The organism is Vibrio sp. 10N.247.311.49, from assembly GCF_041467655.1.
Taxonomy (GTDB): domain Bacteria; phylum Pseudomonadota; class Gammaproteobacteria; order Enterobacterales; family Vibrionaceae; genus Vibrio; species Vibrio crassostreae_C.
In genome coordinates, this window is sequence record NZ_JBFSVA010000010.1 from 1 (window position 1) to 25,962 (window position 25,962).

Genomic DNA, 25,962 nt, shown 5'->3' on the forward strand with positions numbered 1-25,962 from the left:
AAACCGGCAACCGTTAATAGCGGTTCTAGGGTTCAAATCCCTATCCCTCCACCACCATTAGAAAGCCCGCTGAGAAATCAGCGGGCTTTTTTCTTATCTGCGATATACATAAATAAAAGGGGAAGGGCACTGACGTGCTCTTCCCTTTTTTGTATTTAAAACAATGACGACTAGTCCGCTAAATATTTCCCTTCTGCAACTTGCCAGAACGCTCGAATTAGAGGGTTATCTAGCTGTGCTCGCTTACAACATACGCCTAACTCAAATGGCTTGATAGGTTCTATCTTTAAACGGTCGACTTTATCTCTTACAGGGCTATTGTTAATCACCACATCAGGTGCAATTCCTACCCCACAACCTAGCGCCACCATACTCACTATCGCCTCATGGCCTGAAACTTGCGCGTATATGTTGGGTTTTATCTTCATCTTTTTGAACCATGCATTGGCACGTTCACGCGCCGTACCCGCTTCAGGGATGATAAAAGGCACTTCATTCCAGTTTGGCTTGTCAGACTGAAGTTGCTGGCTAAAGCTGCTGACACCTGATGGAATTATGACGGATAGTGGTATATCGCTAATCGTTTCGAATTCTAACCTTGAAGGAAGGATGTCCGGCTTCGCCGAGATAGCAATATCCGCTTCATCATTTAATATTTTGTCGATAGATTGAGCAGGATCGCCCGTAGAGAGCTTGAATTCAATATACGGGTGAATGGCTCTGAATTCAGTAATTAGTTCGGGTAAGTGGCTGTAGCTAGCTGTTACTGAACAAAATATACGGATCTCACCTTTAAGCTCTTGCTCTCCACCTTTCAAATGAAGATTGTATTGCTGCCAATCTCCAACGATGCGTAATGCTACAGGCAATAGGTGTTTTCCTGCTGGGGTGAGATCAACACTGCGGTTGTCTCTGATAAGCAGTTCTTGTCCTGTTTCCTCTTCAAGCTTTTGTATCTGACGGCTCAGCGCTGAAGGACTGACATGCATAGCAGCAGCGGTTTTGCTGAAACTCTTGCTATCACATAAATGTATAAATAATTGTAGAGATTTTATGTTCATGTTCTGCGATCGTTTCCATGTTGCATTTATTGCAATAACTAATTGTGAATATATCACTTTCAGCAACGGAGTGTCTGTTTTAGTATGAAGTCATTCGATAGAGAGATATCGACCTTACGGACTTATTTTTAAAGGAGTGCCCTAGAATGGCTAACTATTTCAATACATTAAACCTTCGTGAACAACTAGACCAACTAGGTCGTTGCCGCTTTATGGATCGTGAGGAATTCGCGACAGAAGCTGAATTTCTTGAAGGTAAGAAAATCGTAATTGTTGGTTGTGGTGCTCAAGGCCTAAACCAAGGTCTAAACATGCGTGATTCTGGTCTAGACGTATCTTACGCTCTACGCCAAGCGGCAATTGATGAAAAGCGTCAATCATTCAAAAATGCTGATGAAAACGGCTTTGTTGTGGGTAGCTACGAAACGCTAATCCCTCAAGCAGACCTAGTAATCAACCTTACTCCTGATAAGCAACACACAAACGTTGTTGAAACAGTAATGCCTCTAATGAAGCAAGGCGCTGCTCTTGGTTACTCTCACGGCTTCAACGTTGTGGAAGAAGGCATGCAATTACGTGCTGACCTTACTGTAGTAATGGTTGCACCTAAGTGTCCTGGCTCTGAAGTTCGCGAAGAGTACAAACGTGGCTTCGGTGTACCAACACTTATCGCTGTTCACCCAGAAAACGACCCTAAAGGCGAAGGTTGGGATATCGCTAAAGCTTGGGCTGCAGGTACTGGTGGTCACCGTGCAGGTTGCCTAGAGTCTTCTTTCGTAGCAGAAGTTAAATCTGACCTGATGGGTGAGCAAACTATCCTTTGTGGCATGCTACAAGCGGGTTCTATCGTATCTTACGAGAAGATGATTGCTGATGGCATCGAACCTGGCTACGCAGGCAAGCTTCTACAATACGGTTGGGAAACGATTACTGAAGCACTTAAGTTTGGTGGCGTAACTCACATGATGGATCGCCTATCTAACCCGGCTAAAGTTAAAGCGTTTGAGCTTTCTGAAGAGCTTAAAGACCTAATGCGTCCGCTTTACAACAAGCACATGGATGACATCATCTCTGGTCACTTCTCTAGCACAATGATGGCTGACTGGGCGAACGATGACGTGAACCTACTAGGCTGGCGTGAAGAGACAGGCGAAACTGCATTCGAAAACTACCCAGCTTCTGACGTAGAAATCTCAGAGCAAGAGTACTTCGACAACGGTATCCTAATGGTTGCTATGGTTCGTGCCGGTGTTGAGCTAGCATTCGAAGCTATGACGGCATCAGGCATCATTGATGAGTCTGCTTACTACGAATCTCTACATGAGCTTCCACTAATCGCAAACACAGTTGCTCGTAAGCGTCTTTACGAAATGAACGTTGTAATCTCTGATACTGCTGAGTACGGTAACTACCTATTCGCTAACGTAGCAACACCGCTACTACGTGAGAAGTTCATGCCTTCAGTAGCAACGGACGTCATCGGCCGTGGTCTAGGTGAGACATCTAACCAAGTTGATAACGCTAAGCTAATTGAAGTAAACGAAGCTATCCGTAACCACCCTGTAGAGTACATTGGTGAAGAGCTACGTAGCTACATGAGCGACATGAAGCGTATCGCTGTAGGCGGTTAATTAGTCGCTTAGATACTGATAAATTTGCAGAAAAAGCGAAGCAGTATCACTAACTCCTTACAGGTTTGAGTTATAAATAAGCAACACAACATCTAATAAAAAGGCTTGGTCGCCGTTGACCAAGCCTTTTTGCTTTTAGTAACAAAGTCTTAAAAATCAATCAAATGAACATTGTTTGATCAGTCTTCGTCGACTTTCAGGTCTTGATTGATCCTCAGAAATACAAAAGGGTTGGCGTTTTCACACCAACCCTTTCAGTTTTCTTGCTTTGCGCTTACTTATCGGCAATCTTTGCTTCTAAGTCAGCTAGCTTTTGTTCCATTTCAGTTAGCTTTTGGCGAGTGCGAAGCAGTACTTGTGTTTGAACATCAAACTCTTCACGGCTCACAACGTCTAGCTTGTTTAGTTGGCCTTGGATAACTTGGCGAACTTTTTGATCTACGTCTGAACCAAGCTCTTTTACTGGTTGAGGCATAGAATCGTGGATCTGCTTAGCAATCTGCTCTAGTTTTTTTGGATCAAACATATCAATTAAAACTCCTGAATATTTACCACTATTCTATTTAATCACACTTGAGATGTCGCCTATGGCGTATAAAAAAAGGCCACCGAAGTAGCCTTTTTATTGTTAATACGACTTAGCGATTACTTATTATCAGCTAATTCTCTGTGTGCCGCTTTTGCTTCATCGACGCGAGCTAGCTTTTCTAGGTCTTTGTCTTCTACAAATACAGGTAGAGGTTTGTGTTTTTCAGCCAAGTAGCTGTAAATCACTGGCAGTACAAATAGCGTGAAGATAGTACCAATCGCTAGACCAGCAACGATTACGATACCAATACTAAAGCGCTGAGCTGCACCCGCACCACTTGCGTACATCAGTGGGATTAGACCCGCGATCATCGCAGCTGTTGTCATCAGGATTGGACGAAGACGAACCTTCGCAGCTTCCATTACCGCTTCGATACGAGTCTTGTGATGATGCAACTGTTCTTCTTTTGCAACTTCACAGATCAAGATACCGTGCTTGGTAATTAGGCCGACTAAGGTGATCAAACCCACTTGCGAGTAGATATTCATCGTTGCCGCACCCCAAGCCAGAGCGATTAGGGCACCACAGATCGCCAGTGGAACAGATACCATGATAACCAATGGATCTTTCAGAGATTCGAATTGAATCGCTAGTACCAAGAAGATGATAGCCAGTGCTAGACCAAAGGTCGCGTAAAGTGCGCTACCTTCAGTTACGTATTGACGTGCTTCACCCATGTAATCGTGGTTGTAGCCACTTGGAAGCTTATTCGCCGCCGTGTCTTCAAACCATGCAATTGCATCACCCATTGCAGCGCCTGGAGCAGGTACTGCACCAATCGTAGCTGAGTTCAATTGGTTGAAGTGAGGAAGAGAGCGAGGCTCTGCCACAACATCAATCGTAATCAAACTGCCTAGTGGTACAGCATTACCGTCCGCAGCACGTACGTAGTAGTTATTCATCGATTCTGGGTTCAAACGGAATTTACGTTCAACCTGAGGGATAACCTCGTAAGAACGACCATTCAAGTCGATACGGTTTACGTAGCCATCTGACATCATGGTACCTAGCGTGATACCGATATCTTGCATGGTTACGCCGTATGCGCCCGCTTTATCCTTGTCGATGTGTACTTTCATCGTTGCTGAGTCGTAGTTTAGATCGAGATCCGAGTATACGAATAGTGGATTTGTCGCTACATCAGTCAAGATGTCAGTGGTAATTTGGAACAAGCTCTCAAAACTGTTTGGCGTTGTAATAACAAACTGAATTGGAAGACCTGAACCCGCACCTGGAAGCTCTGGCATTTGGAAGGCTGTTACTGCCATTCCAGGTACATCTTTCACCAAACCACCAACCCGGTTTGCTACCTCAGATTGGCTTGCTTCACGCTCACTCCAAGGAACCATAGATGCAATACCAAACGCTTGGTTTGCATTAGGAACACCTGTGAACACCTGCGCGTAAGCTACTTCTGGCTGATCAGACAGAATCTTGTTTACGTCGTTCATGGTATTTTGCATGAAGTCTAAGTTCGCATTAGATGGTGCCGTACCCATCAGCATGATTACACCTTTATCTTCTGAAGGTGCTAATTCACTAGGGATGAACTTAAACAGCATCGGCAAGCTTGCAAATACGATGATCGCAAAACCAATGAATACTGGGCGGTGGTTCATAACCGCGCCAAGCATACGCTCGTAACGGTTAGTCATGCCATCCAAAACGCTATGAACTTTCTGCTCAAATTTGCTCGGCTCAGCGTGAGCTTTTAGCATTTTTGAACACATCATTGGCGACAGCGTAAGTGCCACGATACCCGATACAAATACAGAACCGGCTAGGGTTAATGCGAACTCTTTAAATAGCGAGCCCGTGATACCGCCCATCATCGCGATTGGAGCGTATACCGCACCTAGCGTGAGTGTCATTGCGATAACAGGGACCGCAATTTCACGAGTACCGATGATCGCAGCGCGGAAAGGGGACTCCCCGAGCTTGATATGCCTGTCGACGTTCTCAAGTACTACGATCGCATCATCAACCACCAGACCGATGGCGAGTACCATTGCCAGTAGCGTCATCAGGTTCCAAGAGAAGCCCATTGCCTGCATTACCATTGCTACACCAATCAACGACAGTGGGATAGTAACTATAGGGATCAGTACCGCTCGGAATGAACCTAAGAACAATGTGATTACGATTAATACGATTAATGCCGCTTCAAGAATTGTCTTGATAACTTCTTGAATTGACTCGTTAATCGCAATGGTTGAATCGTACATTACGTTCATTGAGATGTTGCTTGGAAGGTTCTTCTCTAGCTGAGGAAGAAGCTCAAGTACATCTGCAGCGATGTTGATTGGGTTCGCACTTGGTGCCGCATTAATTGCTGCAACAACCGCCTCCTGACCGTTCGCACTTGCACGATAAACGTCGTGGCTTTTCTCTAGAGAAACCTTAGCGATGTCAGACAGACGGATAATCTCACCTTCACCACTTCTAACGACTAAGTTCTCTAACTCTTCAGTGTTTGATACTTGTGTATCGGCACTGCCGTTATAAAGAACGAATTCGCCAGTAGCTTGACCTGTCGCTGACTGGTAGTTGTTGGCATTCAATACCGACATAACATCAGTAGCAGTTAGGTTAACAGCTGCCATTTTTGATGGATCTAGCCATACGCGCAGTGCGTATTTCATACCACCATAAAGGTCGACTTTAGATACACCATTTACCGTGAATAGTTGCGGGTTGATTACACGCTCTAGGTAGTCGGTAATTTGGCTCGACACCAACTCATCACTGGTAAAACCAATGTAGAGTACAGCTGTCGTTGAACCGGTAGACATGGTTACGGTTGGATCTTCGGCTTCTTTAGGAAGCTGAGAACGCACCGAGTTAGTCTTGGCCAGTATGTCAGACAGCGCCGCATTCGGGTCGGTGTTCAACTTCATGTTCACGGTAATAGTAGAACTACCGAGCACAGAAGAAGAAGTCATATAGTCGATGTTATCCGCTTGAGCCACAGCCTGTTCGAGGGGCTGGGTGATAAAGCCTTGGATAAGATCGGCACTTGCACCGTAGTAACTCGTGGTTACGGTTACGACGGTATTCGTCATTTCAGGGTATTCACGCACCTGCATTTTGAAGATTGCTTGTAAGCCAAGCAGCGCAATCAAAAAGCTGATGGATACCGCTAGAACTGGACGTTTAATAAAAACATCAGTAAAGCGCATTGTGCCTCCAGTTACAGCTTAGGTGTTTCAGATGGTGGAGTGATTGCATCACTTTCAACAACCTTAACTTTGGCACCGTTACTTAGACGTACTTGGCCAGAAGTTACAACCGTATCGCCGGCTTTAACGCCTTCAAGGATGTGTGCAATATCAGCTGTACGTTCACCTACTTTTACAACATGTTGAGTAACGCGTTGAACGCCGTCTTCTTCAGTTAGGATATAAACATTGTCGCCGTATAGAGTGAAAGTAATCGCTGTTTGAGGCAGAGTTACTTGGTTCTCTAATTTAGGCAGAATGATGTTAGCGCGAGCGAACATACCGCTACGAAGCTTGCCATCATTGTTTGGAATGTCTGCTTGAACTTGAATAAGACCACTTTGCACGCTTACTGCAGGTTCAATTGCGCTGATAGAGCCCTCAAATGGGATTTCAGGGTAAGCGTCAACGAAGATATCAACTGCTTGACCCACACTGATGCGAGAGATGTCAGTCTGAGAAACCGTGAAGCGTAGGCGCATAACACTGGTGTCTTCCAGGCGAACAATATCAGTACCTGATTGTAGGTATTGGCCTAGGTAAACATTGCGGATACCAACGGTACCATCGAATGGTGCGCGAATTTCGCGACGATCGATAGACGCTTTTAGACTTTCAATATCAGCTGAAAGAGAGAAGTAGTTAGCTTCTGCTTCATCGTACGCTTCTTTAGAAATAGAGCCTTTCTTGAATAGACCTTGGTAACGCTTGTATTTTGCTTTCGCAGCAGGCAAACGAGCTTCAGAACTCTTAAGGTTGGCTTTCTCTACGTCAGAATCAAGACGTACCAGTTGCTGACCACTCTTAACATCAGTACCCGATTCGAAAGAAATTTGGTCAATAACACCGCTGGTTTCGTTCGCTAGTGTCACACCTTGATTTGGTTCGATGAAGCCGATAGCTTCAATTACGGGAACCCAGTCGATCGGCTGAACTTCAGTTACCGTTACTGGAAACTCGGGTTCAGGGCGGTTGGCCATATACTCAGCAATTTTTTGTTGTTTGAACATGTTAAACCCAATAACGCTGCCGAAAAGTAGTACAGCGATGAGTAACATGAAGAAAGTCCACTTTTTCATTATGGTCAAAACTCCGATCTAGTGTTTAATTATTGCGTCCCAACTGGCTTCGATTGCAGATTCTAGTTCTGCCTCATCAAGTTGGTAAAATCCTAAAGAATGCTTGCGTGCTAGAGAAACACTAGCCGCCAAGCTCAATCCACCTAATACTTCATTGTTAAGTGGTTTAAACAATCCTTGTTCTTTCCCCTCATTAAATAGCAGCTCAACTTGGGCAAACATCTTACGTTCTAGTTCCCTGAAGTTTAGGCTATTTGTGATGGGTAGAGAGTCATACTGAACCCGATTTTTTATTGCGGCTAAATTCGTTCCTGCTAAGTTCCATATGTTCAACCACATAGTACGGTAGCGTTGTTTAATTGGATCCGAATCATTAACCCCTTGTTGAACAGCATCAGCTACTCTTTGAGTCACGAGCATTCGAACATCTTCTATCAAATGCTCTTTATCATCGAAGTAGCGATAGATAGTGCCTGCAGCCACTCCCGCTTCTTTGGCTAATTTTTGCATTGAAAGGCCTTGGAAACCGACCTCTGCAATTAGCTTTTCAGCTGCAGAAAGTATTTGCTGGCGTTTATCCCGAGGTGCATGAGTTGTCATATTTCAACCACCAATGAATGAACGTTCATTCATTATAGCCTAATAACCACACACATGTGCAACAAAGTTTTACATAATCAGCGTAAAAATCTTGTATAAGAGAACGTAGCATTCGTGCTGTTGCAGCATTATTATAGGCGCGCAATTGAATTCGCCCCTCTAGACCAAACTGAGAATCAAATGAAACTGAACCCAAGACAAGATGAAGCCGTGAAATATGTTTCGGGCCCCTGCTTAGTATTAGCGGGCGCTGGATCCGGTAAAACACGTGTTATCACCAATAAAATTGCTTATCTGGTTCAGGAATGTGGCTATAAGGCGCGTAATATTGCGGCGGTGACCTTTACTAATAAAGCGGCACGCGAGATGAAAGAGCGTGTTGGGCAAACTCTAGGTAAGGGCGAATCGAAAGGGCTGATTGTTTCGACTTTTCATACCATGGGCTTAACCATCATTCGCCGTGAATACAAAGCGCTGGGTTTGAAAGCGGGTTTCTCTTTGTTTGATGACCAAGACCAGTTAGCTTTGTTAAAAGAGTTAACAGAGAGACAGATCGATGGTGATAAGGATTTGCTACGCGCTTTAATGAGCACCATTTCGAATTGGAAAAATGACATGCTGACGCCAGATCAGGCGAAAGCACGTGCTCAAGGCGAACAAGAGCAGTTGTTTGCATTCTGTTTTGAGATGTACCAGAAACAGATGAAGGCATACAACGCACTCGATTTTGATGATCTGATCGCGATGCCTGTATTACTACTGAAAACCAATCAAGAGGTGCGTGAGCGCTGGCAGTCGCGTATCCGCTATTTACTGGTCGATGAATACCAAGATACCAACACCAGCCAATATGAGTTGGTTCGTTTACTGGTGGGAGAGCGTGGTCGCTTGACAGTAGTAGGTGACGATGACCAATCTATCTATTCATGGCGTGGTGCAAAACCGCAAAACTTGGTGTTGCTGGGTGAGGACTATCCGAATCTTCGTTTGATCAAACTCGAGCAAAACTATCGTTCAACCAGTCGAATCTTACGTGCGGCGAACATCTTGATCGCCAACAACCCACACGTTTATGAAAAGTCACTGTTCTCAGAGATCCCAGACGGTGAAAAGCTCAAGGTACTGAATGCTAAGAATGAAGAGCATGAAGCAGAGCGTATTACCGGTGAGATCATCGCCCACAAGTTTTTGAACCGTACTGAGTACAAAGATTACGCGGTGCTTTACCGTGGTAACCACCAATCGCGCTTAATTGAAAAAGCGCTGATGCAGAACCGCGTGCCCTACAAGATCTCTGGCGGAACCTCTTTCTTCGCTAGAGCCGAAATTAAAGACATCATGGCTTACCTACGAGTGTTGGTGAACCCTGATGATGACAACGCCTTCCTGCGTATTGTAAACACGCCTCGCCGTGAGATAGGCCCGGTTACGCTAGAAAAGCTAGGTAGCTATGCCAATATGCGTGGTAAGAGCTTGTTTGAGGCCAGCTTCGAGATGGGCTTAGAGCAGACACTGACGGGGCGTGGTTTAGAAAATTTGCGCCGCTTCGGTGACTGGATTGTTCGTATCTCAGACAATGCCGAGCGTGGTAATACGGTTGAAGCCGTTCGTTCTTTGGTTCGTGACATCAACTACGAAGATTGGTTGTACGAAACCTCAGCGAGCCCGAAAGCCGCTGAAATGCGAATGAAGAACGTCTCTGATCTGTATAGCTGGATTGTGGCCGATCTTGAGGGTGACAACTACGATAAAGAAGAGAAAACCCTGCGCGAGGTGGTTCAACGTTTAACGCTGCGCGATATGATGGAGCGTGGTGAGGATGATGACGATGCAGATCAAGTCCAATTAATGACATTGCATGCATCGAAAGGTCTAGAGTTCCCATATGTATTCCTGATGGGTGCAGAAGAGGGCATCTTGCCGCACCAAACCAGTGTCGATGAAGGCAACGTAGAAGAAGAACGTCGTCTTATGTATGTGGGGATTACTCGAGCGCAGAAAGAGCTGACTTTTACTAAGTGTCGTGAACGTCGTCAATATGGTGAATTAATAAAGCCAACACAAAGCCGCTTCCTCGATGAGCTGCCGCACGATGATGTGGAGTGGGAAAGCGTTAAGAAGCCTCAATCCGCTGAAGAAAGAATGGAAAAAGGGCAGGCGCACATTGCGAATATTCGAGCGATGTTCAACAAGAAGTAATGCCCTACTTTAATCGCACTATATAGAAGCCAATAAAAAAGGTGACCATGAGGTCACCTTTTCTGAATCTGGCATTTTTAATTACAGACCGGCAATCATGTGCTCGATAGCATCTTTGATTTCGTCGTCTGAACAATCCATACATGAACCTTTCGCTGGCATCGCATTGAAGCCGTTGATTGCGTGGTCAGCTAGAATGTCGCGACCTTGAGCAATGCGAGGACCCCAGTCACCAGCATCACCTGTTTTAGGTGCGCCACTTACGCCAGATGCGTGACAAGCGATACAAAAGGTACCGTAAACTGCTGCGCCATCACGAGGGCCTGTTGGTTCTGCGGCTACTGGCTCGCTGCCGACTAGGTAAACTTGGCCAACTGGTTTGATGCGTTCAGCAATTGCATCGTGCTCCGCTTCGCTTAGGCCTGCAGCCATTGCGCCAGTTGAAAAGGTTAAAACTGCGATGACAACGCTTAAAATTCGACGAGACATATCCATTAAACTCACTTTACATTCCCAAGGTAAGTACATGCTTACCAATTTATAGTGTTGGAAGGGTGTTTTGGCTTTAACCAGCAAAGAGCAACTGTTAAACCAATGTAAATAATGGGTGATTATATCCCGATAAGTTGTTGCAATAAACAACAACTTATAAGCTGTGGCGGGTTGTAGTACTCAAATAAGGGGTTTATCACATATTAACTGTCGAAAAAGAGACCAAACAGAAAAAAAAGTTAAAAAAGTACTAGACGGCATTGGGTGATATACGTATTATTCCACTCCGCCGACAGGGCATGCGCCTGTAGCTCAGCTGGATAGAGCGTTGGCCTCCGGAGCCAAAGGCCGAAGGTTCGAATCCTTTCAGGCGCGCCATCCGGTCTCTTACTTCGGTAAGTGAGAAATTGGCAAAAAGAAATAATGGTGGCTATAGCTCAGTTGGTAGAGCCCTGGATTGTGATTCCGGTGGTCGCGAGTTCGAATCTCGTTAGCCACCCCATTCTTTCTTTACAAAATATCGGTAGCTTCGGCTTCCAGTGTTGATTCATTATTCCCAAGAGTCGATACAAAACTAGTCGGTGAATAGCGCAGCTTGGTAGCGCATCTGGTTTGGGACCAGAGGGTCGGGGGTTCGAATCCCTCTTCACCGACCACTATTTCAATAATCGCTTTTAAGCGGTTATATAAAAAATTAGTGGTGGCTATAGCTCAGTTGGTAGAGCCCTGGATTGTGATTCCGGTGGTCGCGAGTTCGAATCTCGTTAGCCACCCCATTAATTTTGGTAGCTTCTTTGAAGTTCCCAGTTTGAGAAATCAAACGAAACGTCTCGGTGAATAGCGCAGCTTGGTAGCGCATCTGGTTTGGGACCAGAGGGTCGGGGGTTCGAATCCCTCTTCACCGACCACCTTAAGAAGCCCTAGTCAAAAGACTAGGGCTTTTTTACATCTGAAACTTAGATAACTTGAACAGAGTGGGGTTCGCCTGATGTTCAAAGAATGTCTCTTCACTGATCACTTAAGAAGCCTCAACTAGCCGTCCGCGTCAGAAATGACGGGGCTTCTTACATCTATCTCCCCTTCTTATATAAGACAGATTCCTAACGATCTGCTTGATAATGGTGCTGCTACAGAGTTGCTTTCTTTATCAAATGTACAGTTCTATATCTAATTTTATATAAATGGAGTGCTCAATAATTCGACATATTAATGGGTTTGGTCTAAAGACTTTTATGAAAAATGAAACCTGACCCTAAATTTGCTCACTAAGGCCTGAATTTGACAGCTTTGTACGCATTTGGTCGTTCAAAAACTCCTCTGATTTATTAGGCCTTTCGTTTGTCTGTTTTGTATTTACCAAAATAATACAGATGGTTAAATGTATGGCTAATTAACGTTTATCTGGTTGTTTTATTTGTTCAAATTAACAAAATTAGCGCTTGTTTCTATAGTGTTAATTGTTTTTTTGGAATAATTATTTGTTTTTAGTGACTGGTAGTGAGATCTGCTTTGAAGCACGGCTTTAACTCTACAAGTAAGTAGTGGTAAGGAGTTTGTGAGTATTTCTTGCCGATAATATAATGTTGATTTTTCTTACTATATGCTCTTTTGATGAATAGTTATGTGGCACTTTTGCTTGCTAAGCGTTTAATGTCGACTTTTTATCCTATTTTTGTTGCTTTTCTGTGAATTATTTGCCAAATTGTCAACCGTATAAAATATCAGAACAATATTCTGGTAAGAATGGATTCAATTTTGCAGACAGGGCAGAAAGCTGCCAAAGCAGTAGAGGTCTGGTAATGTCACTTTTAGAAGTAAAAAATCTTCGTATCGAATACCCATCTCGTCATGGAGTTCACGCCGCAGTTAAATCACTTTCGTTCAACATTGAACGTGGTGAGATTGTTGGTGTTGTAGGCGAGTCTGGTGCAGGTAAATCAACAGTAGGTAATGCTGTGATCGATTTGCTGAGCCCTCCTGGCCGCATTGCTAGCGGCGAGGTATTTCTGGATGGCGAAAAAGTCTCTGGTTTATCTCCTGAACAGATGCGTTCTGTTCGCGGCTCAAAGATTGGTTTTATCTTCCAAGACCCAATGACTTCTCTTAACCCTCTATTCACAGTAGAACAGCAGTTAAAAGAGACGATTCATGCCAACATGAAGGTTTCGGATCAAGAAGCCTACCAGCGCTCATTAGACTTGATGAACCAAGTGGGTATCCCACAACCAGAAAACCGTTTAAAGCAGTACCCTCACCAATTCTCTGGCGGTATGCGTCAGCGTGTGGTTATCGCGATCGCATTGGCAGGTGAACCTGACCTAATCATCGCAGATGAACCAACAACAGCACTGGATGTTTCTATCCAAGACCAGATCTTGGGTTTGATTCGCGACCTATGTATTAAGAAGAACGTAGGTTGCATGTTGGTCACGCACGACATGGGCGTGGTATCTAACGTTACCGACCGCGTAGCCGTTATGTATCGTGGTGACTTAGTTGAGTTTGGCCCAACAGCGAAAGTTCTGGGTACTCCTGAGCACCCATATACACACAGTCTTATCTCTGCGGTTCCTCGTTCGGATCGCAAACTCGATCGTTTCCCTCTTGTTAGCTACATCGAAGAAGCACAAGAGATGGAACCATTGGATGTGAAGAACCACTGGTTAGGTCAAAGCCAAGATCACCGTGATTACACTGGCCCTCTGTTGAACGTTGAGAACGTAAACTTACGCTTTACTACCAAAGATTCTTTCTTTGAGAGCCGTCGTGAGTACGTTCAAGCATCAAACAACGTGAGCTTTGAAGTGCATGAAGGTGAGACGTTTGGTTTAGTAGGTGAATCAGGTTCAGGTAAATCAACGATTGCTCGTGTGATTGCTGGCTTGTACGCACCAAACTCAGGCAAGGTAACGTTTGAAGGCGTTGATCTTACTGGTCTGAAATCTGAAAAAGAACGTCGCCCTATGCGTCGTCAAATGCAGATGGTTTTCCAAAACCCTTACACATCAATGAACCCTCGAATGAAGATATTCGACATCATTGCTGAACCTATCCGATTCCATAAGCTTACTCGCAACGAAAATGAAACTCGTCAGATCGTGAACGACCTGCTAGAGCACGTGGGTTTAGGCAAAATGGCTGGGGTGAAGTACCCACACGAATTCTCAGGTGGTCAACGTCAGCGTATTTCTATCGCTCGCGCTTTGGCGACTCGCCCACGTCTTTTGATTTGTGATGAACCAACATCGGCACTGGACGTGTCGGTACAGGCTCAGATTCTTAACCTACTAAAAGACTTACAAGACGAGCTAAACCTAACCATGCTGTTCATCAGTCACGATCTACCGGTTATTCGCCAAATGTGTGACCGTGTTGGTGTGATGCAGATGGGGACATTATTGGAGGTTGCGCCAACGGAGCAGCTGTTCCAATCACCTCAGCATGAATACAGCAAACAACTGATTTCTTTAATGCCTGAATTTACAGGCTTAAGAGAAGAAAAAGCAGTGGCACAAGCCGCGGTATAAAAATCAGCAGGCTGGAGTTTAGCTTGCTAACAACAATAAACAGACGCAAATACAACAACTAGGGATCTGGATTCCCGCATGAAGGAGTTATGCAATGAAAACCATGAAAAGCAAATTAGCAGTAGCTTTAATGGCAGCTGGCCTAAGCTTTAGTGCAGCAGCAGCAGATATTACCGTTGGCTACGCAGCTGACCCAGTATCACTTGACCCGCACGAGCAGCTGTCTGGTGGCACACTGCAAATGTCTCACATGGTGTTTGACCCTCTAGTACGTTTCACTCAAGAGATGGATTTTGAAGGCCGCCTAGCATCTAGCTGGGAGCGTGTTGATGAAACGACTTTCCGCTTCAACCTACGTAAAGGTGTGAAATTCCACTCTGGTAACGAACTGACTGCTGATGATGTTGTGTGGACTTTTGAACGTCTACAAGCTTCTCCAGACTTTAAGTCTATCTTCACGCCATACGAAAAAATGGTAAAAGTGGATGACTACACAGTTGAGCTAGTATCAAAAGCGGCTTACCCACTAGTACTACAAACAGCAACTTACATCTTCCCAATGGACAGCAAGTTCTACTCTGGCCAAACAGCGGAAGGTAAAGACAAGTCTGAGCTAGTTAAGCACGGTAACTCGTTTGCTTCGACTAACGTTTCAGGTACTGGCCCATTCATCGTAACTCAACGTGAGCAAGGCGTTAAAGTAACGTTCGAGCGTTTCAACGATTACTGGGACACAGAAACTGAAGGCAACGTAGACAAGCTAACACTTGTGCCAATCAAAGAAGACGCAACACGTGTTGCAGCACTTCTTTCTGGTGACGTAGATATGATTCACCCAGTAGCACCAAACGATCACAAGCGTGTTAAAAACGCTAAGAACATCGATCTAGTAACGCTACCTGGTACTCGTATTATCACGTTCCAAATGAACCAAAACAGCAACGAAGCTCTTAAAGATGTTCGCGTTCGTCAGGCGATTGTTCACGCAATCAACAACGAAGGTATCGTTAAGAAGATCATGAAAGGCTTCGCAACAGCCGCTGGTCAGCAAAGCCCAACAGGCTACGCGGGTCACAACGAAGACCTAGTTCCTCGTTACGATCTGAAAAAAGCGAAAGAGCTGATGAAAGAAGCGGGCTACGAAGATGGCTTTACGCTAACTATGATGGCACCAAACAACCGTTACGTGAACGATGCGAAAGTAGCGCAAGCGTCTGCGGCAATGCTATCTAAGATTGGTATCAAAGTTGATCTTAAGACTATGCCTAAAGCACAGTACTGGCCTGAGTTTGACCTATGTTCAGCAGACATGATGATGATCGGCTGGCACTCAGATACAGAAGATTCAGCTAACTTCAACGAGTTCCTAACTATGACTCGTAACGAAGAAACTGGCCGTGGTCAATACAACTGTTCTGGTTACTCAAACCCAGAAATGGATGCGATCGTAGAAGCTTCTAACACTGAAACTGACCCAGTTAAGCGTTCTGAAATGCTGAAAGGCGTTGAAGCAACACTTTACAACGACGCAGCATTCGTACCGCTACACTGGCAAAGTGAAGCGTGGGGCGCGAAGTCTAATGTAGGTGCAGCAGACGTAGTAAACCCAATGGTTATGCCTTACTTCGGCGACCTAGTTGTAAAATAATCTAGCTTGCTAGAATCGAGAGCCTGAAGCTTTTCAGGCTCTCAAATTATTAAGAAATAGATTTAAGTTTCGGTATTTGGTCTTCCTTCAGTCTGGCTAAATACCTTTTTTAAGACTGAATTTTGTTATCTAGTCGCGGATTTCGATTAGATAGTCATGGATAGATAAGGGGCAAGGAATGGTTACGTTTCTGGTCAAGCGCCTGTTTCAGGCACTGATAGTGATGTTTGTGATCAGTTTGGTGGCGTTTGCCATTCAGGATAACCTGGGCGACCCGTTGCGTGAGTTAGTCGGTCAATCTGTTTCAGAATCGGAGCGTCAAGCGCTGCGTGATGAACTCGGCTTAAATGATCCCTTCATTACAAAATACACTCGCTTTGTGGGCGCAGCTCTACAAGGTGATCTTGGTACTTCATATTTCTTTAAACGCCCTGCTGTGGACGTAATCTTAGATAAACTAGTCGCAACGCTTGAACTTGTGTTCGGCGCTTCTCTGATCATTGTTTGTCTGTCGATTCCACTTGGCGTTTATTCTGCAATACACCCAAAAAGCTTCTTCACTAAACTGGTGATGGCGGGCAGTAGTATCGGCATTTCTGTGCCTGTTTTCTTAACCGCAATCATGTTGATGTATGTATTCTCTATTGAGTTAGGTTGGCTGCCGTCGTTTGGACGTGGTGAGACCGCAAACTGGTTTGGTTGGGAGTCTGGCTTCTTAACGATAGATGGCCTTGCGCACTTAGTGCTGCCGAGTATTGCTCTAGCATCTATCATGCTGCCGCTATTCATTCGTCTAGTACGTTCTGAAATGCTAGAGGTTCTTAGCTCTGAATACATCAAGTTTGGTAAAGCAAAAGGCCTAGCGCTGAACAAGATTTACTACCAACACGCTTTGAAAAACACAATGCTACCAGTATTAACGGTAGGTGGTGTTCAAATCGGTACTATGGTGGCTTACACCATTCTTACTGAAACTGTATTCCAGTGGCCGGGCACCGGCTTCCTATTCCTTGAAGCGATTAACCGAGTGGATACACCACTGATTACCGCATACGTTATCTTCGTTGGCCTGATCTTCGTAGTAACGAACACCATTGTTGACCTGCTTTACGGCATCATTAACCCAACAGTGAACATTACAGGGAAAGGAGCATAATCATGGAACACACAACAACAGCTCCATCTCGTTGGGAGCGATTCAAGCAGTCAGACATTCTGTACTACTTCTTACGCGATAAAGTGGCAATGGTCAGCTTCGCTATCTTTGCAGCTTTCCTTGTTATGGCATTAGCGGCACCGATTCTAGCACCAACAGACCCGTATGACGTGACGTCTATCGACATCATGGATTCTGAGTTGCCACCATCTTGGATGGAAGACGGCGAAGAACGTTTCTTACTGGGTACTGATGAGCAAGGTCGTGACATCTTATCGACCATGCTTTATGGCTCTCGTCTGTCATTGACGATTGGTTTCTTAGCGGTTGGCCTTCAGCTGACTCTAGGTATCATCATTGGTCTGTCTGCGGGTTACTTCGGTGGTCGTATCGATAGCTTCCTGATGCGTTTTGCCGATGTTCAGCTTTCGTTCTCAACCATGATGGTTGCGATCATTGTCTCGGCTATCTTTAAGGCGAGTTTCGGTAGTGACTTCTACGCGCAATATGCCGTTGTTATGCTGGTGGTGATCATCGGTATTGCCGAATGGCCGCAGTACGCTCGAACGATTCGTGCATCGGTATTGGCAGAGAAGAAGAAAGAGTACGTAGAAGCGGCACGTGTGATGGGCTTTAGAGCGCCTCGCATCATGTTCCGCCATATTCTGCCTAACTGTTTATCGCCAATTTTGGTTATCTCTACGGTACAGGTGGCAAATGCCATCATGTCAGAAGCGGCACTTTCTTTCCTAGGTTTAGGCCTTCCGGTAGACCAACCGTCACTCGGTGCCCTGATCAGTACTGGTTTTAACTACATTTTCTCAGGAGCATGGTGGATCACGGCATTCCCAGGTGTGCTTTTGGTAACATTAGTTCTAGTTATTAACCTACTAGGCGACTGGTTACGTGACGTGTTTAACCCTAAAATTTATAAAGGGTGATAGCGCGGTTTGATTTTTAGAAAAAAAAGTCACTAAACTAAGAGCCGTAAGCAATTACGGCTCTTTTTTTGCTTAATGGATCTGGAACTTAGTATCATTGATACTGTCAATAATACTTAAAATGGAATTCATGTTTTATCGACATTGATTCGGTAATAATTAACCCGTAAGGGTTTAAGTGGTGGTTATGAAATTGACAATGAATGCTGTATGTCGTGCTGTGACGAGAAATTATCGTATGGGACTTATCGCTGCATCTCTTTTGGTATCGAGCCAAGTGAATGCAGAGTCGGTTCTATGTGATGCAACTCAGGCAAGCACCAACCAATTACCACAGCTAGAGCAATCATGTCCGATCGGTAAGGGCGTGTGGGGCAGTAAAGCACCAAAACGTCATTCAGATAACGAACTGTTTTGGGTTCAATGTGGCCTGCTGAACAAGCCTTTGTCACTGAGCCGAGCAAAGCCTCTGTATGAGAAGATCTCGACCAACGTTTGGATGAAGCCGGAAGGCGGAGACTACCGTTGCTTAATCGGACCTTATTCTACCTTCTCTGATGCGAGAAAAGACCTAGCTCAGGTGCGTAAGGTTTCTGGTTACGGTGAAGCCTTTATTCGTATGGTCGATAAGTCGAAAACCTCATCACAGCCTATTGTGGCAAAACCAGCAGAGCCAAAAGCGGTGACGCACAAGGCTCCTGCAAAAGTAGAAGCTAAGCCTGCACCGAAACCTGTGGCGGTTAAGCAAGCGGCTGCGGTAACGAGTGCTGCCGCTATTCAGACGCTACCAAGCGGTAATGCGAGTACAGACAACGATCTAGAAATCGAAATTCGCGTGACAGCCAATGTGTCGGGCAACCAATATGCTATTCCTTACCTCCTAGACCATCAGCAGCAGTTCTATATGGAGCAAGGCAAGCCTTGGAGCCGCCTAGATTACGATAGCGCTGAATTGGTGTGTAATCAGGTCAACATGAAGCTGATGAGTGAGAAGCAATGGCAAAGCATCTTGAGCTCAAAGGTTATGGAAAAACAGAACTGGCCAATGCATCTCCCTTATTGGGGCGCAGATAAGAAAGGTCTGTTTACCAACGGTAACGTCAACCAGTTGAAAGGTTCTTCATTGCTTAATGTGATGTGCGTTAAGTAACGACGACCGTTACCAAACCAAATAAGCCTCAGCCATTGCTGGGGCTTTGTTGTTTATACGCCTCTCTTTTTCGACATCGGTTCGACTTTTAGACACTCGTTCTTCAAGACGAATTTGATTAAAAATCGTTAAAAATTGTTCAAATAGCGCGGCTGATGCGTAGAAAACCATAACTCAAGCAATAAGGTGATTGAGATTATGAGTTTAAAAAAACGATTAGAAGACGTGGCTCCACGCTTTGAAGCCGGTGGTAAGTACGAAAAGCTCTACCCAGTGTATGAAGCTTTCGCGACAATATTCTATACACCCGGAAACGTAAACCGCGGCATAACCCATGTTCGTGACAGCATTGACCTAAAGCGCATTATGATTCTGGTGTGGTTGGCGACCTTCCCGGCAATGTTCTGGGGAATGTATAACGTCGGACACCAAAGCGTTCTCGCACTCACATCCAGTTATCAATTAAATGAACTTGCCTCGGTTATCGAGAGTAGCTGGCGTCTGTCGTGGGCATTTGGTGATGCGCAGTCATTGATGGCAAGTGGCTGGGCAAGTCAGATGTTGCTTGGTGCACTCTATTTCCTACCCGTTTATGCCACGGTGTTTGTAGTAGGTGGCGTCTGGGAGGTACTGTTTGCTGTCGTTCGTAAGCACGAAGTTAATGAAGGTTTTTTTGTTAGCTCTGTGCTGTTTGCACTCATCCTCCCGCCAACCATCCCGCTTTGGCAAGCCGCTTTAGGTATCACCTTTGGTATCGTTGTCGCCAAAGAGCTGTTCGGTGGTACAGGACGAAACTTCTTGAACCCAGCCCTTGCAGGCCGCGCGTTTCTCTATTTCGCCTATCCAGCCAACATGTCGGGTGGGCTTGTGTGGGTTGCCGCTGACGGCTATTCAGGCGCGACACCGCTGAGTCAATGGTATGAAGGCGGCAGCACGTCACTCATCAATAACATGACTGGCGAGGCGATCACCTGGATGGATGCCTTTATCGGTAATATTCCAGGTTCGATGGGTGAGGTGTCGTCACTGCTGATCATGCTGACGGGGTTGATTTTGATTGTGATGAAGATAGCGTCTTGGCGCATTGTCGCCGGTGTGATTGTCGGCCTTGTCGTGACGTCGAGTTTACTGAACTGGATAGGGTCGGATACTAACTCGATGTTTTCGATGCCGTTTTACTGGCACTTTGTGTTGGGTGGTGTTGCTTTTGGTACTTTCTTTATGGCAACCGATCCAGTTTCTGCCGCGTTTACCAATCAGAGTAAGTGGGCTTACGGGATCTTGATAGGTGTAATGACGGTCGGCATCCGAGTGCTTAATCCAGCCTACCCAGAGGGCATTATGCTGGCTATCTTGTTCGCCAACCTGTTCGCTCCGCTATTCGACTTTGTAGTGAAAGAGCAGAACATTAAACGAAGACTTAAACGGACATCGCGCTAATCTAGGTGATTAAAAGTGAAAGTGACTCCCATAAGAAAGGCTTGCATTGATGCAAGCCTTTCAATTTTTATCGCGATTGATTTGAGGTTGATTTAACTCCACTTCAAATCAATCTCGAAAGGCTGTGTGCTACCACAATGCTCACCGCACATCTCGTCGTAGGCGCTGTTATGAACCAACATTGCTGATGCTACGCCTTGGTCACTAAAATGATCGCGTGCTTGGTTTACACTCAAAAACTTCATAGGATGCTGGTGGTCATCTTTAATTAATTGCTTTTGCTCGCCAATAACTTGGTAAGCCAAGTAGATCCCGCCTTCAAATGATTCGATTAGTAGATTCATCACAAACTCCATTGCTGATCTAGATAGGTGGATATTTGTGTTACGTCGAATCGAGAACCAAGGTTCAAAGCGGGCATAAAAAAAGCAGGCACAAGGCCTGCTTCTAAAGAGAGCTCAACTAAGACGTTGATTATCTCATCGTAACAAACTCTTCGCTGCCCGTTGGGTGAATCGCCACAACAGAGTCGAAGTCTGCTTTGGTTGCGCCCATCTTCATTGCAACGCCGAAGCCTTGAATCATCTCATCAACCGTGAAACCGATGCCGTGTAGGCCAACGACAGTCTCTTCTTCGCCAGCACATACTAGCTTCATCTTACAAGGTTGACGGTGCTTGGTTACTGCTGTGTACATCGCAGTGAAGCCAGATGTGTAAACCTTGATGTTGTCTTTGCCGTACTTCTCTTCAGCTTCTTGAGTCGTTAGACCAATCGTGCCGATAGGTGGGTGGCTGAATACAACAGTAGGAACTAGGTTGTAGTCCATTTTTGCGTTAGTTTGACCGTTGAATAGACGCTCAGAAAGCTGACGACCTGCTTTAACCGCTACAGGAGTTAGCTCGATACCGCCTTCCATGATGTCGCCAACACAGTAGATGCCAGGAACGTTAGTCGCTTGGAACTCGTCTACTTTGATGTAGCCACGATCGTTCGTCTCAACGCCAGTTGATGCTAGGTTGATAGCGTCAGTTGCTGGATGGCGACCGATAGCCCAGATTAGGTGGTCAACGTTTTGAGTGTTGCCGTTCTCTAGGTGTAGAGTCAGTGTGCCATCCGCTTCTTTCACAACTTCTTTAGGCACTGAGTGCGTGTGAAGTGTTGGACCTTCTGCTTCCATTACTTCTACTAGCGTTTCGATGATCATTGGATCGAAGCTACGTAGTGGAGATTCTTTACGACAGAACAAGTGTGTTTCTGTGCCTAGTGCGCTTAGTACACCTGCGATCTCAACTGCGATGTAGCCAGCACCGATAACCGCAACGCGTTTTGGTTGCTCCATTAGGTCGAAGAAGCCATTTGAGTCGATGCCGTATTCTGCACCTGGGATGTTTGGAATTGTTGGACGACCACCTACCGCGATCAGGATGTGATCTGCTGTGTAGTGTTCACCGTTCACTTCAACTGTCTTTTCATCAACGAACTTAGCAAAGCCTTTGATTACGTTTACTTTGTTGTTACCTAGTACGCGGTCGTAAGATTGGTGGATACGACCAATGTACGCTTGGCGGTTTTCAATCAGCTTGCTCCAGTTAAAGCTTTTTACTTCAACGTCGAAGCCGTAGTCCTCAGAGTATAGGTTGATTGCTTCAGCGACTTGAGCGCCGTGCCACATTACCTTTTTAGGAACACAACCAACGTTTACACAAGTACCACCAAGGTCTTGAGCTTCGATAAGTGCAACTTTTGCACCGTGCATAGCTGCGCGGTTAGCCGATGCGATGCCGCCTGAACCGCCACCGATACAGATGTAATCAAAATGAGTCGCCATTACTTTCTCCATTTATTGAAGGTTGTAGTCACAGTGAGAGCACTGGATACCTACGTCCTATAGATTCTTAAATTGTCTAATTATTATATTGAGGGCAGATCGGTTGAACTCAATCTCCCTGTTTAAAATTTATTCGTCCACATCACAGTCTGTTGAAGATTCTTCAGTCTATGATGTGGACTCGAGATTACTCGGGTACGATCCACTCTACTTTGAAGTGACCGGTCGCTGGCGCAATTGCTTCCTTCAAGAATGGAAGAATCTCTTTCATTTGGCTTTCTAGCTTCCAAGGCGGGTTAATCACGATCATGCCTGATGCCGTCATGCCACGCTCGTTGGTGTCTGGTGATACGCCAAGTTCGATTTGTAGAATCTTGTTGATGCCTAAGCCTTCGAGACCTTCGATCATATCTTCGATATCACAGCGATTTACTACCGGGTACCAAATTGCGTAGATACCGGTTGCCCAGCGCTTGTGGCTTTGAGCGATTGCAGTCACGACATCACGGTACTCTTTTGCCAGCTCGTAAGGCGGGTCGATCAGTACTAAACCACGACGTTCTTTTGGTGGCAGGCTGCCTTTTAAGCGTTGGAAGCCATCTTCTTTGTAGATAGATACCTGACGGTCGCGGTGGAACTCTTGCTCAAGCAGCGGGTGATCGGCTGGGTGAAGCTCAGTCAGTACCATGCGGTCTTGGTCACGCAGGTGTGCACGTGCAACACGTGGAGAACCCGGGTAGTAACGCAGTTTCTCGCCATTATTGAGAATGGAAATAGACTCAAGGTAGCTTTGAATGTCTTCAGGAAGGTCTGTTTGCTCCCACACACGAGCAATACCTTGCTTGTATTCACCGGTTTTTTCAGACCATTCATGCGTTAAGTCGTAACGACCTACACCAGAGTGAGTGTCATGATAAACAAAAGGCTTATCCTTTTGTTTCAAAGAATTAAGAATAAGGCTCTGTACGATATGCTTTACTACGTCGGCATGGTTACCTGCGTGGAAGCTGTGGCGATAACTTAACAAATTAAACTCTCGTAACACTCTCGAATTAGAGTGTGGTTAGTGTAGGTGGGATTAATCAGACTATTATAACCCTCAATGGACCATAAATTCTCGAACAATTCAGGAACAGTCGCTAGCAATATGCAGTTAGTTATTGGTTCTACTATTGAAATTTGCCTTGTTGGGCACTATTTAATAACTATTCGCAGGTGATTTTTTAGGGCGAACTTTAGCCTGATGACTGTAAGACGACCTCATTACAAAAAAGACGAAAGTCTCTAAAGCCAAAGGAATGTTTATATGTCTAATCCGCTATTAACCTTCACGGACTTACCTCCGTTTTCACAGATCAAGCCAGAGCACGTAAAGCCTGCAGTTGAGCAAGTGATTGAAGCGTGTCGCAACAAGATAGAACAAGTACTTGAAGGTAATACTTCACCAAGCTGGGACAACCTAGTTGCTCCAATTGAAGAAGTGGATGATCGTTTAGGTCGCATTTGGTCACCTGTAAGCCATATGAACTCTGTCGTGAACAGTGACGAACTGCGTGAAGCGTATGAGAGCTGCTTACCTGTGCTATCTGAATACGGCACTTGGGTTGGCCAACACAAAGGCTTGTTCGAAGCGTATAAAGCGATCAAGGCGAGTGAAGCATTCTCTGCACTGAACCGAGCTCAACAAAAAACTATTACCGACGCACTGCGCGACTTTGAATTGTCGGGCATTGGCTTACCTGCAGATGAACAGCATCGTTACGGCGAGATCAGCAAGCGCCAGTCTGAGTTAGGCTCTCAATTCTCAAATAACGTGCTTGATGCAACCATGGGTTGGAGCAAGCAGATCACAGACGTAGCTGAGCTGGCAGGTATGCCTGAATCAGCACTGGCGGCAGCTCAAGCGGCGGCTGAGTCTAAAGAGCAAGAAGGCTACCTACTGACTTTAGATATCCCATCATACCTACCTGTGATGACCTACTGTGATAACCAAGAACTGCGTAAAGAGCTTTATGAAGCGTACGTAACGCGCGCTTCAGATCGCGGTCCAAACGCAGGTAAGTGGGACAACACTGAGATCATCACCGAGCAACTTAAGCTGCGCCACGAGATCGCGCGCATGCTTGGTTTCAGTACTTACAGCGAAAAATCACTGTCGACTAAGATGGCAGAAACGCCAGACCAAGTGCTTGGCTTCCTAAACGACCTAGCAGTAAAAGCCAAACCGCAAGGTGAGCGAGAAGTTGAAGAGCTACGCCAGTTTGCTGAGAAAGAATTTGGTGTCTCTGAGCTAAACCTGTGGGACATCGCTTACTACAGTGAGAAACAAAAACAGAAACTGTTCGAGATCTCTGATGAAGAGCTTCGTCCTTACTTCCCAGAATCTAATGTGGTTTCAGGTCTGTTTGAGGTACTGAACCGCGTGTTTGGTATGTCGGTAACAGAGCGTCAAGGCGTAGACACTTGGCATGAGTCAGTGCGTTTCTTTGATATCTTTGATGCGACTGGAACACTGCGTGGTAGATTCTACCTAGATCTATACGCACGTGAACACAAACGTGGTGGCGCTTGGATGGATGACTGTCGTGGTCGTCGCATTACCGAATCTGGCGAGCTACAGACCCCGGTTGCTTACCTAACGTGTAACTTCAATAAGCCAGTTGGTGATAAGCCAGCACTGTTTACTCACGATGAAGTGGTGACCTTGTTCCACGAATTCGGTCACGGTATCCACCACATGCTGACGCAAGTAGAAGCGGGCGCAGTTGCGGGTATCAATGGCGTGCCTTGGGATGCGGTTGAATTACCAAGTCAGTTCCTAGAAAACTGGTGTTGGGAAGAAGAAGCGCTGTCGTTCATCTCTGGTCACTTCGAAACGGGTGAAGCGCTACCAAAAGAGATGCTAGAGAAGATGCTAGCGGCGAAGAACTTCCAATCTGCGATGTTTATCCTGCGTCAGCTAGAGCTTGGTTTGTTCGATTTCACGCTACACACAGAATACGACCCTGAAGTGGGTGCTCGCGTACTAGAAACGCTAGCGGATGTTAAGTCTAAGGTGTCGGTACTGCCAAGCCTAGATTGGAACCGTTTCTCACACAGCTTTGGTCATATCTTTGCTGGTGGTTACAGCGCGGGCTACTACAGCTACCTGTGGGCAGAAGTGCTATCGGCAGATGCGTTCTCAGCATTTGAAGAAGAGGGTATCTTCAACACTGAAACGGGTAATCGCTTCCTGAACAACATCCTTGAAATGGGTGGCAGTGAAGAGCCAATGGAGCTGTTCAAACGCTTCCGTGGTCGTGAGCCACAAATCGACGCAATGCTGCGCCACGCGGGAATCAACGCATAATCACGGTAACTATCTAGTTTATTGCGAAAAGAGCCTCTAGTTAGAGGCTCTT

General features: G+C 45.6%; 18 protein-coding genes and 5 tRNA genes. 14 read left to right on the forward strand and 9 right to left on the reverse strand.

Features of this window, described 5'->3' with window-relative positions; all coding sequences use genetic code 11:
• Positions 1 to 170: 170 nt before the first annotated feature.
• Positions 171 to 1,061, reverse strand: coding sequence for an HTH-type transcriptional activator IlvY (gene ilvY, locus AB6E54_RS11590; RefSeq protein WP_102332569.1), 891 nt, complete (start codon positions 1,059 to 1,061; stop codon positions 171 to 173).
• 146 nt (positions 1,062 to 1,207) lie between these two features.
• Between ilvY and ilvC the strand changes: the two genes are divergently transcribed.
• Positions 1,208 to 2,692 carry a ketol-acid reductoisomerase gene (ilvC, locus tag AB6E54_RS11595; RefSeq protein WP_102332570.1) on the forward strand — a complete coding sequence of 495 codons (1,485 nt, stop codon included), beginning with the start codon at positions 1,208 to 1,210 and terminating at the stop codon, positions 2,690 to 2,692.
• A gap of 274 nt (positions 2,693 to 2,966) precedes the next feature.
• Here ilvC and ubiK read toward each other — a convergent pair whose 3' ends face one another.
• The 4 genes from ubiK to AB6E54_RS11615 all read right to left on the reverse strand — a co-directional run bounded on the left by ubiK (position 2,967) and on the right by AB6E54_RS11615 (position 8,178).
• Positions 2,967 to 3,218, reverse strand: coding sequence for a ubiquinone biosynthesis accessory factor UbiK (gene ubiK, locus AB6E54_RS11600; RefSeq protein WP_009848085.1), 252 nt, complete (start codon positions 3,216 to 3,218; stop codon positions 2,967 to 2,969).
• A gap of 119 nt (positions 3,219 to 3,337) precedes the next feature.
• Positions 3,338 to 6,460, reverse strand: coding sequence for a multidrug efflux RND transporter permease subunit (locus AB6E54_RS11605; RefSeq protein ID WP_048661258.1), 3,123 nt, complete (start codon positions 6,458 to 6,460; stop codon positions 3,338 to 3,340).
• An 11-nt stretch (positions 6,461 to 6,471) separates the two neighbouring features.
• Entirely contained in the window at positions 6,472 to 7,578 is a 1,107-nt protein-coding gene (locus AB6E54_RS11610; RefSeq protein ID WP_102332571.1) for an efflux RND transporter periplasmic adaptor subunit, read from the reverse strand.
• Between the two features lie 18 nt (positions 7,579 to 7,596).
• Complete coding sequence (locus AB6E54_RS11615; protein WP_017061961.1) at positions 7,597 to 8,178, reverse strand: TetR/AcrR family transcriptional regulator; 582 nt, start codon at positions 8,176 to 8,178, stop codon at positions 7,597 to 7,599.
• Positions 8,179 to 8,358: 180 nt separating this feature from the next.
• Between AB6E54_RS11615 and rep the strand changes: the two genes are divergently transcribed.
• On the forward strand, positions 8,359 to 10,377 hold the full coding sequence (rep, locus tag AB6E54_RS11620; protein WP_017061960.1) for a DNA helicase Rep: 2,019 nt from the start codon (positions 8,359 to 8,361) through the stop codon (positions 10,375 to 10,377).
• 81 nt (positions 10,378 to 10,458) lie between these two features.
• On the opposite strand, the gene AB6E54_RS11625 is transcribed toward rep, so the two are convergent.
• Positions 10,459 to 10,872 (reverse strand): cytochrome c5 family protein, encoded by a 414-nt coding sequence (locus tag AB6E54_RS11625; protein WP_017063036.1) that lies wholly within the window; start codon positions 10,870 to 10,872, stop codon positions 10,459 to 10,461.
• 298 nt (positions 10,873 to 11,170) lie between these two features.
• On the opposite strand from AB6E54_RS11625, the gene AB6E54_RS11630 reads away from it, so the two are divergent.
• The 11 genes from AB6E54_RS11630 (at position 11,171) to AB6E54_RS11680 (ending at position 20,731) form a co-directional block, all read left to right on the forward strand.
• Positions 11,171 to 11,247, forward strand: a tRNA-Arg gene (locus AB6E54_RS11630).
• A gap of 48 nt (positions 11,248 to 11,295) precedes the next feature.
• Positions 11,296 to 11,371: transfer RNA gene (locus AB6E54_RS11635), tRNA-His, on the forward strand.
• Positions 11,372 to 11,448: 77 nt separating this feature from the next.
• A tRNA-Pro gene (locus AB6E54_RS11640) sits at positions 11,449 to 11,525 on the forward strand.
• A gap of 44 nt (positions 11,526 to 11,569) precedes the next feature.
• A tRNA-His gene (locus AB6E54_RS11645) sits at positions 11,570 to 11,645 on the forward strand.
• 55 nt (positions 11,646 to 11,700) lie between these two features.
• Positions 11,701 to 11,777, forward strand: a tRNA-Pro gene (locus AB6E54_RS11650).
• Positions 11,778 to 12,668: 891 nt separating this feature from the next.
• The gene (locus tag AB6E54_RS11655; protein ID WP_017060132.1) at positions 12,669 to 14,396 is read left to right on the forward strand and encodes an ABC transporter ATP-binding protein; all 1,728 of its coding nucleotides are present in this window, start codon (positions 12,669 to 12,671) and stop codon (positions 14,394 to 14,396) included.
• A 94-nt stretch (positions 14,397 to 14,490) separates the two neighbouring features.
• Positions 14,491 to 16,044, forward strand: a complete 1,554-nt coding sequence (locus AB6E54_RS11660; protein ID WP_017631993.1) for an ABC transporter substrate-binding protein — start codon at positions 14,491 to 14,493, stop codon at positions 16,042 to 16,044.
• Positions 16,045 to 16,222: 178 nt separating this feature from the next.
• The gene (locus tag AB6E54_RS11665; protein WP_008218600.1) at positions 16,223 to 17,200 is read left to right on the forward strand and encodes an ABC transporter permease; all 978 of its coding nucleotides are present in this window, start codon (positions 16,223 to 16,225) and stop codon (positions 17,198 to 17,200) included.
• Between the two features lie 2 nt (positions 17,201 to 17,202).
• A complete protein-coding gene (locus AB6E54_RS11670; protein ID WP_048607511.1) occupies positions 17,203 to 18,141 on the forward strand; it encodes an ABC transporter permease in 939 nt (312 codons plus the stop codon).
• 187 nt (positions 18,142 to 18,328) lie between these two features.
• A complete protein-coding gene (locus AB6E54_RS11675) occupies positions 18,329 to 19,291 on the forward strand; it encodes an SPOR domain-containing protein (RefSeq protein WP_372105856.1) in 963 nt (320 codons plus the stop codon).
• A 198-nt stretch (positions 19,292 to 19,489) separates the two neighbouring features.
• Positions 19,490 to 20,731 carry an NADH:ubiquinone reductase (Na(+)-transporting) subunit B gene (locus AB6E54_RS11680; RefSeq protein ID WP_136977240.1) on the forward strand — a complete coding sequence of 414 codons (1,242 nt, stop codon included), beginning with the start codon at positions 19,490 to 19,492 and terminating at the stop codon, positions 20,729 to 20,731.
• A gap of 92 nt (positions 20,732 to 20,823) precedes the next feature.
• On the opposite strand, the gene AB6E54_RS11685 is transcribed toward AB6E54_RS11680, so the two are convergent.
• The 3 genes from AB6E54_RS11685 to AB6E54_RS11695 form a co-directional block, all read right to left on the reverse strand.
• Positions 20,824 to 21,075, reverse strand: coding sequence for a DUF6482 family protein (locus tag AB6E54_RS11685; protein ID WP_017067233.1), 252 nt, complete (start codon positions 21,073 to 21,075; stop codon positions 20,824 to 20,826).
• Between the two features lie 130 nt (positions 21,076 to 21,205).
• Positions 21,206 to 22,561, reverse strand: a complete 1,356-nt coding sequence (gene gorA / locus AB6E54_RS11690) for a glutathione-disulfide reductase (protein WP_017070093.1) — start codon at positions 22,559 to 22,561, stop codon at positions 21,206 to 21,208.
• Between the two features lie 187 nt (positions 22,562 to 22,748).
• A complete protein-coding gene (locus AB6E54_RS11695) occupies positions 22,749 to 23,588 on the reverse strand; it encodes a 23S rRNA (adenine(2030)-N(6))-methyltransferase RlmJ (protein WP_137002170.1) in 840 nt (279 codons plus the stop codon).
• A 279-nt stretch (positions 23,589 to 23,867) separates the two neighbouring features.
• Between AB6E54_RS11695 and prlC the strand changes: the two genes are divergently transcribed.
• Entirely contained in the window at positions 23,868 to 25,910 is a 2,043-nt protein-coding gene (gene prlC / locus AB6E54_RS11700; protein WP_372105859.1) for an oligopeptidase A, read from the forward strand.
• Positions 25,911 to 25,962: the final 52 nt, after the last annotated feature.

Excerpts from the sequence above, each read along its gene's own strand:
- prlC (WP_372105859.1), top strand. The coding sequence starts at position 23,868 with ATGTCTAATCCGCTATTAACCTTCACGGACTTACCTCCGTTTTCACAG.
- AB6E54_RS11685 (WP_017067233.1), bottom strand. The coding sequence starts at position 21,075 with ATGAATCTACTAATCGAATCATTTGAAGGCGGGATCTACTTGGCTTAC.
- ubiK (WP_009848085.1), bottom strand. The coding sequence starts at position 3,218 with ATGTTTGATCCAAAAAAACTAGAGCAGATTGCTAAGCAGATCCACGAT.
- ilvY (WP_102332569.1), bottom strand. The coding sequence starts at position 1,061 with ATGAACATAAAATCTCTACAATTATTTATACATTTATGTGATAGCAAG.
- rep (WP_017061960.1), top strand. The coding sequence starts at position 8,359 with ATGAAACTGAACCCAAGACAAGATGAAGCCGTGAAATATGTTTCGGGC.
- AB6E54_RS11675 (WP_372105856.1), top strand. The coding sequence starts at position 18,329 with ATGAAATTGACAATGAATGCTGTATGTCGTGCTGTGACGAGAAATTAT.
- AB6E54_RS11660 (WP_017631993.1), top strand. The coding sequence starts at position 14,491 with ATGAAAACCATGAAAAGCAAATTAGCAGTAGCTTTAATGGCAGCTGGC.
- gorA (WP_017070093.1), bottom strand. The coding sequence starts at position 22,561 with ATGGCGACTCATTTTGATTACATCTGTATCGGTGGCGGTTCAGGCGGC.
- AB6E54_RS11625 (WP_017063036.1), bottom strand. The coding sequence starts at position 10,872 with ATGGATATGTCTCGTCGAATTTTAAGCGTTGTCATCGCAGTTTTAACC.
- AB6E54_RS11670 (WP_048607511.1), top strand. The coding sequence starts at position 17,203 with ATGGAACACACAACAACAGCTCCATCTCGTTGGGAGCGATTCAAGCAG.
- AB6E54_RS11605 (WP_048661258.1), bottom strand. The coding sequence starts at position 6,460 with ATGCGCTTTACTGATGTTTTTATTAAACGTCCAGTTCTAGCGGTATCC.
- ilvC (WP_102332570.1), top strand. The coding sequence starts at position 1,208 with ATGGCTAACTATTTCAATACATTAAACCTTCGTGAACAACTAGACCAA.
- AB6E54_RS11610 (WP_102332571.1), bottom strand. The coding sequence starts at position 7,578 with ATGAAAAAGTGGACTTTCTTCATGTTACTCATCGCTGTACTACTTTTC.
- AB6E54_RS11680 (WP_136977240.1), top strand. The coding sequence starts at position 19,490 with ATGAGTTTAAAAAAACGATTAGAAGACGTGGCTCCACGCTTTGAAGCC.
- AB6E54_RS11615 (WP_017061961.1), bottom strand. The coding sequence starts at position 8,178 with ATGACAACTCATGCACCTCGGGATAAACGCCAGCAAATACTTTCTGCA.
- AB6E54_RS11655 (WP_017060132.1), top strand. The coding sequence starts at position 12,669 with ATGTCACTTTTAGAAGTAAAAAATCTTCGTATCGAATACCCATCTCGT.
- AB6E54_RS11665 (WP_008218600.1), top strand. The coding sequence starts at position 16,223 with ATGGTTACGTTTCTGGTCAAGCGCCTGTTTCAGGCACTGATAGTGATG.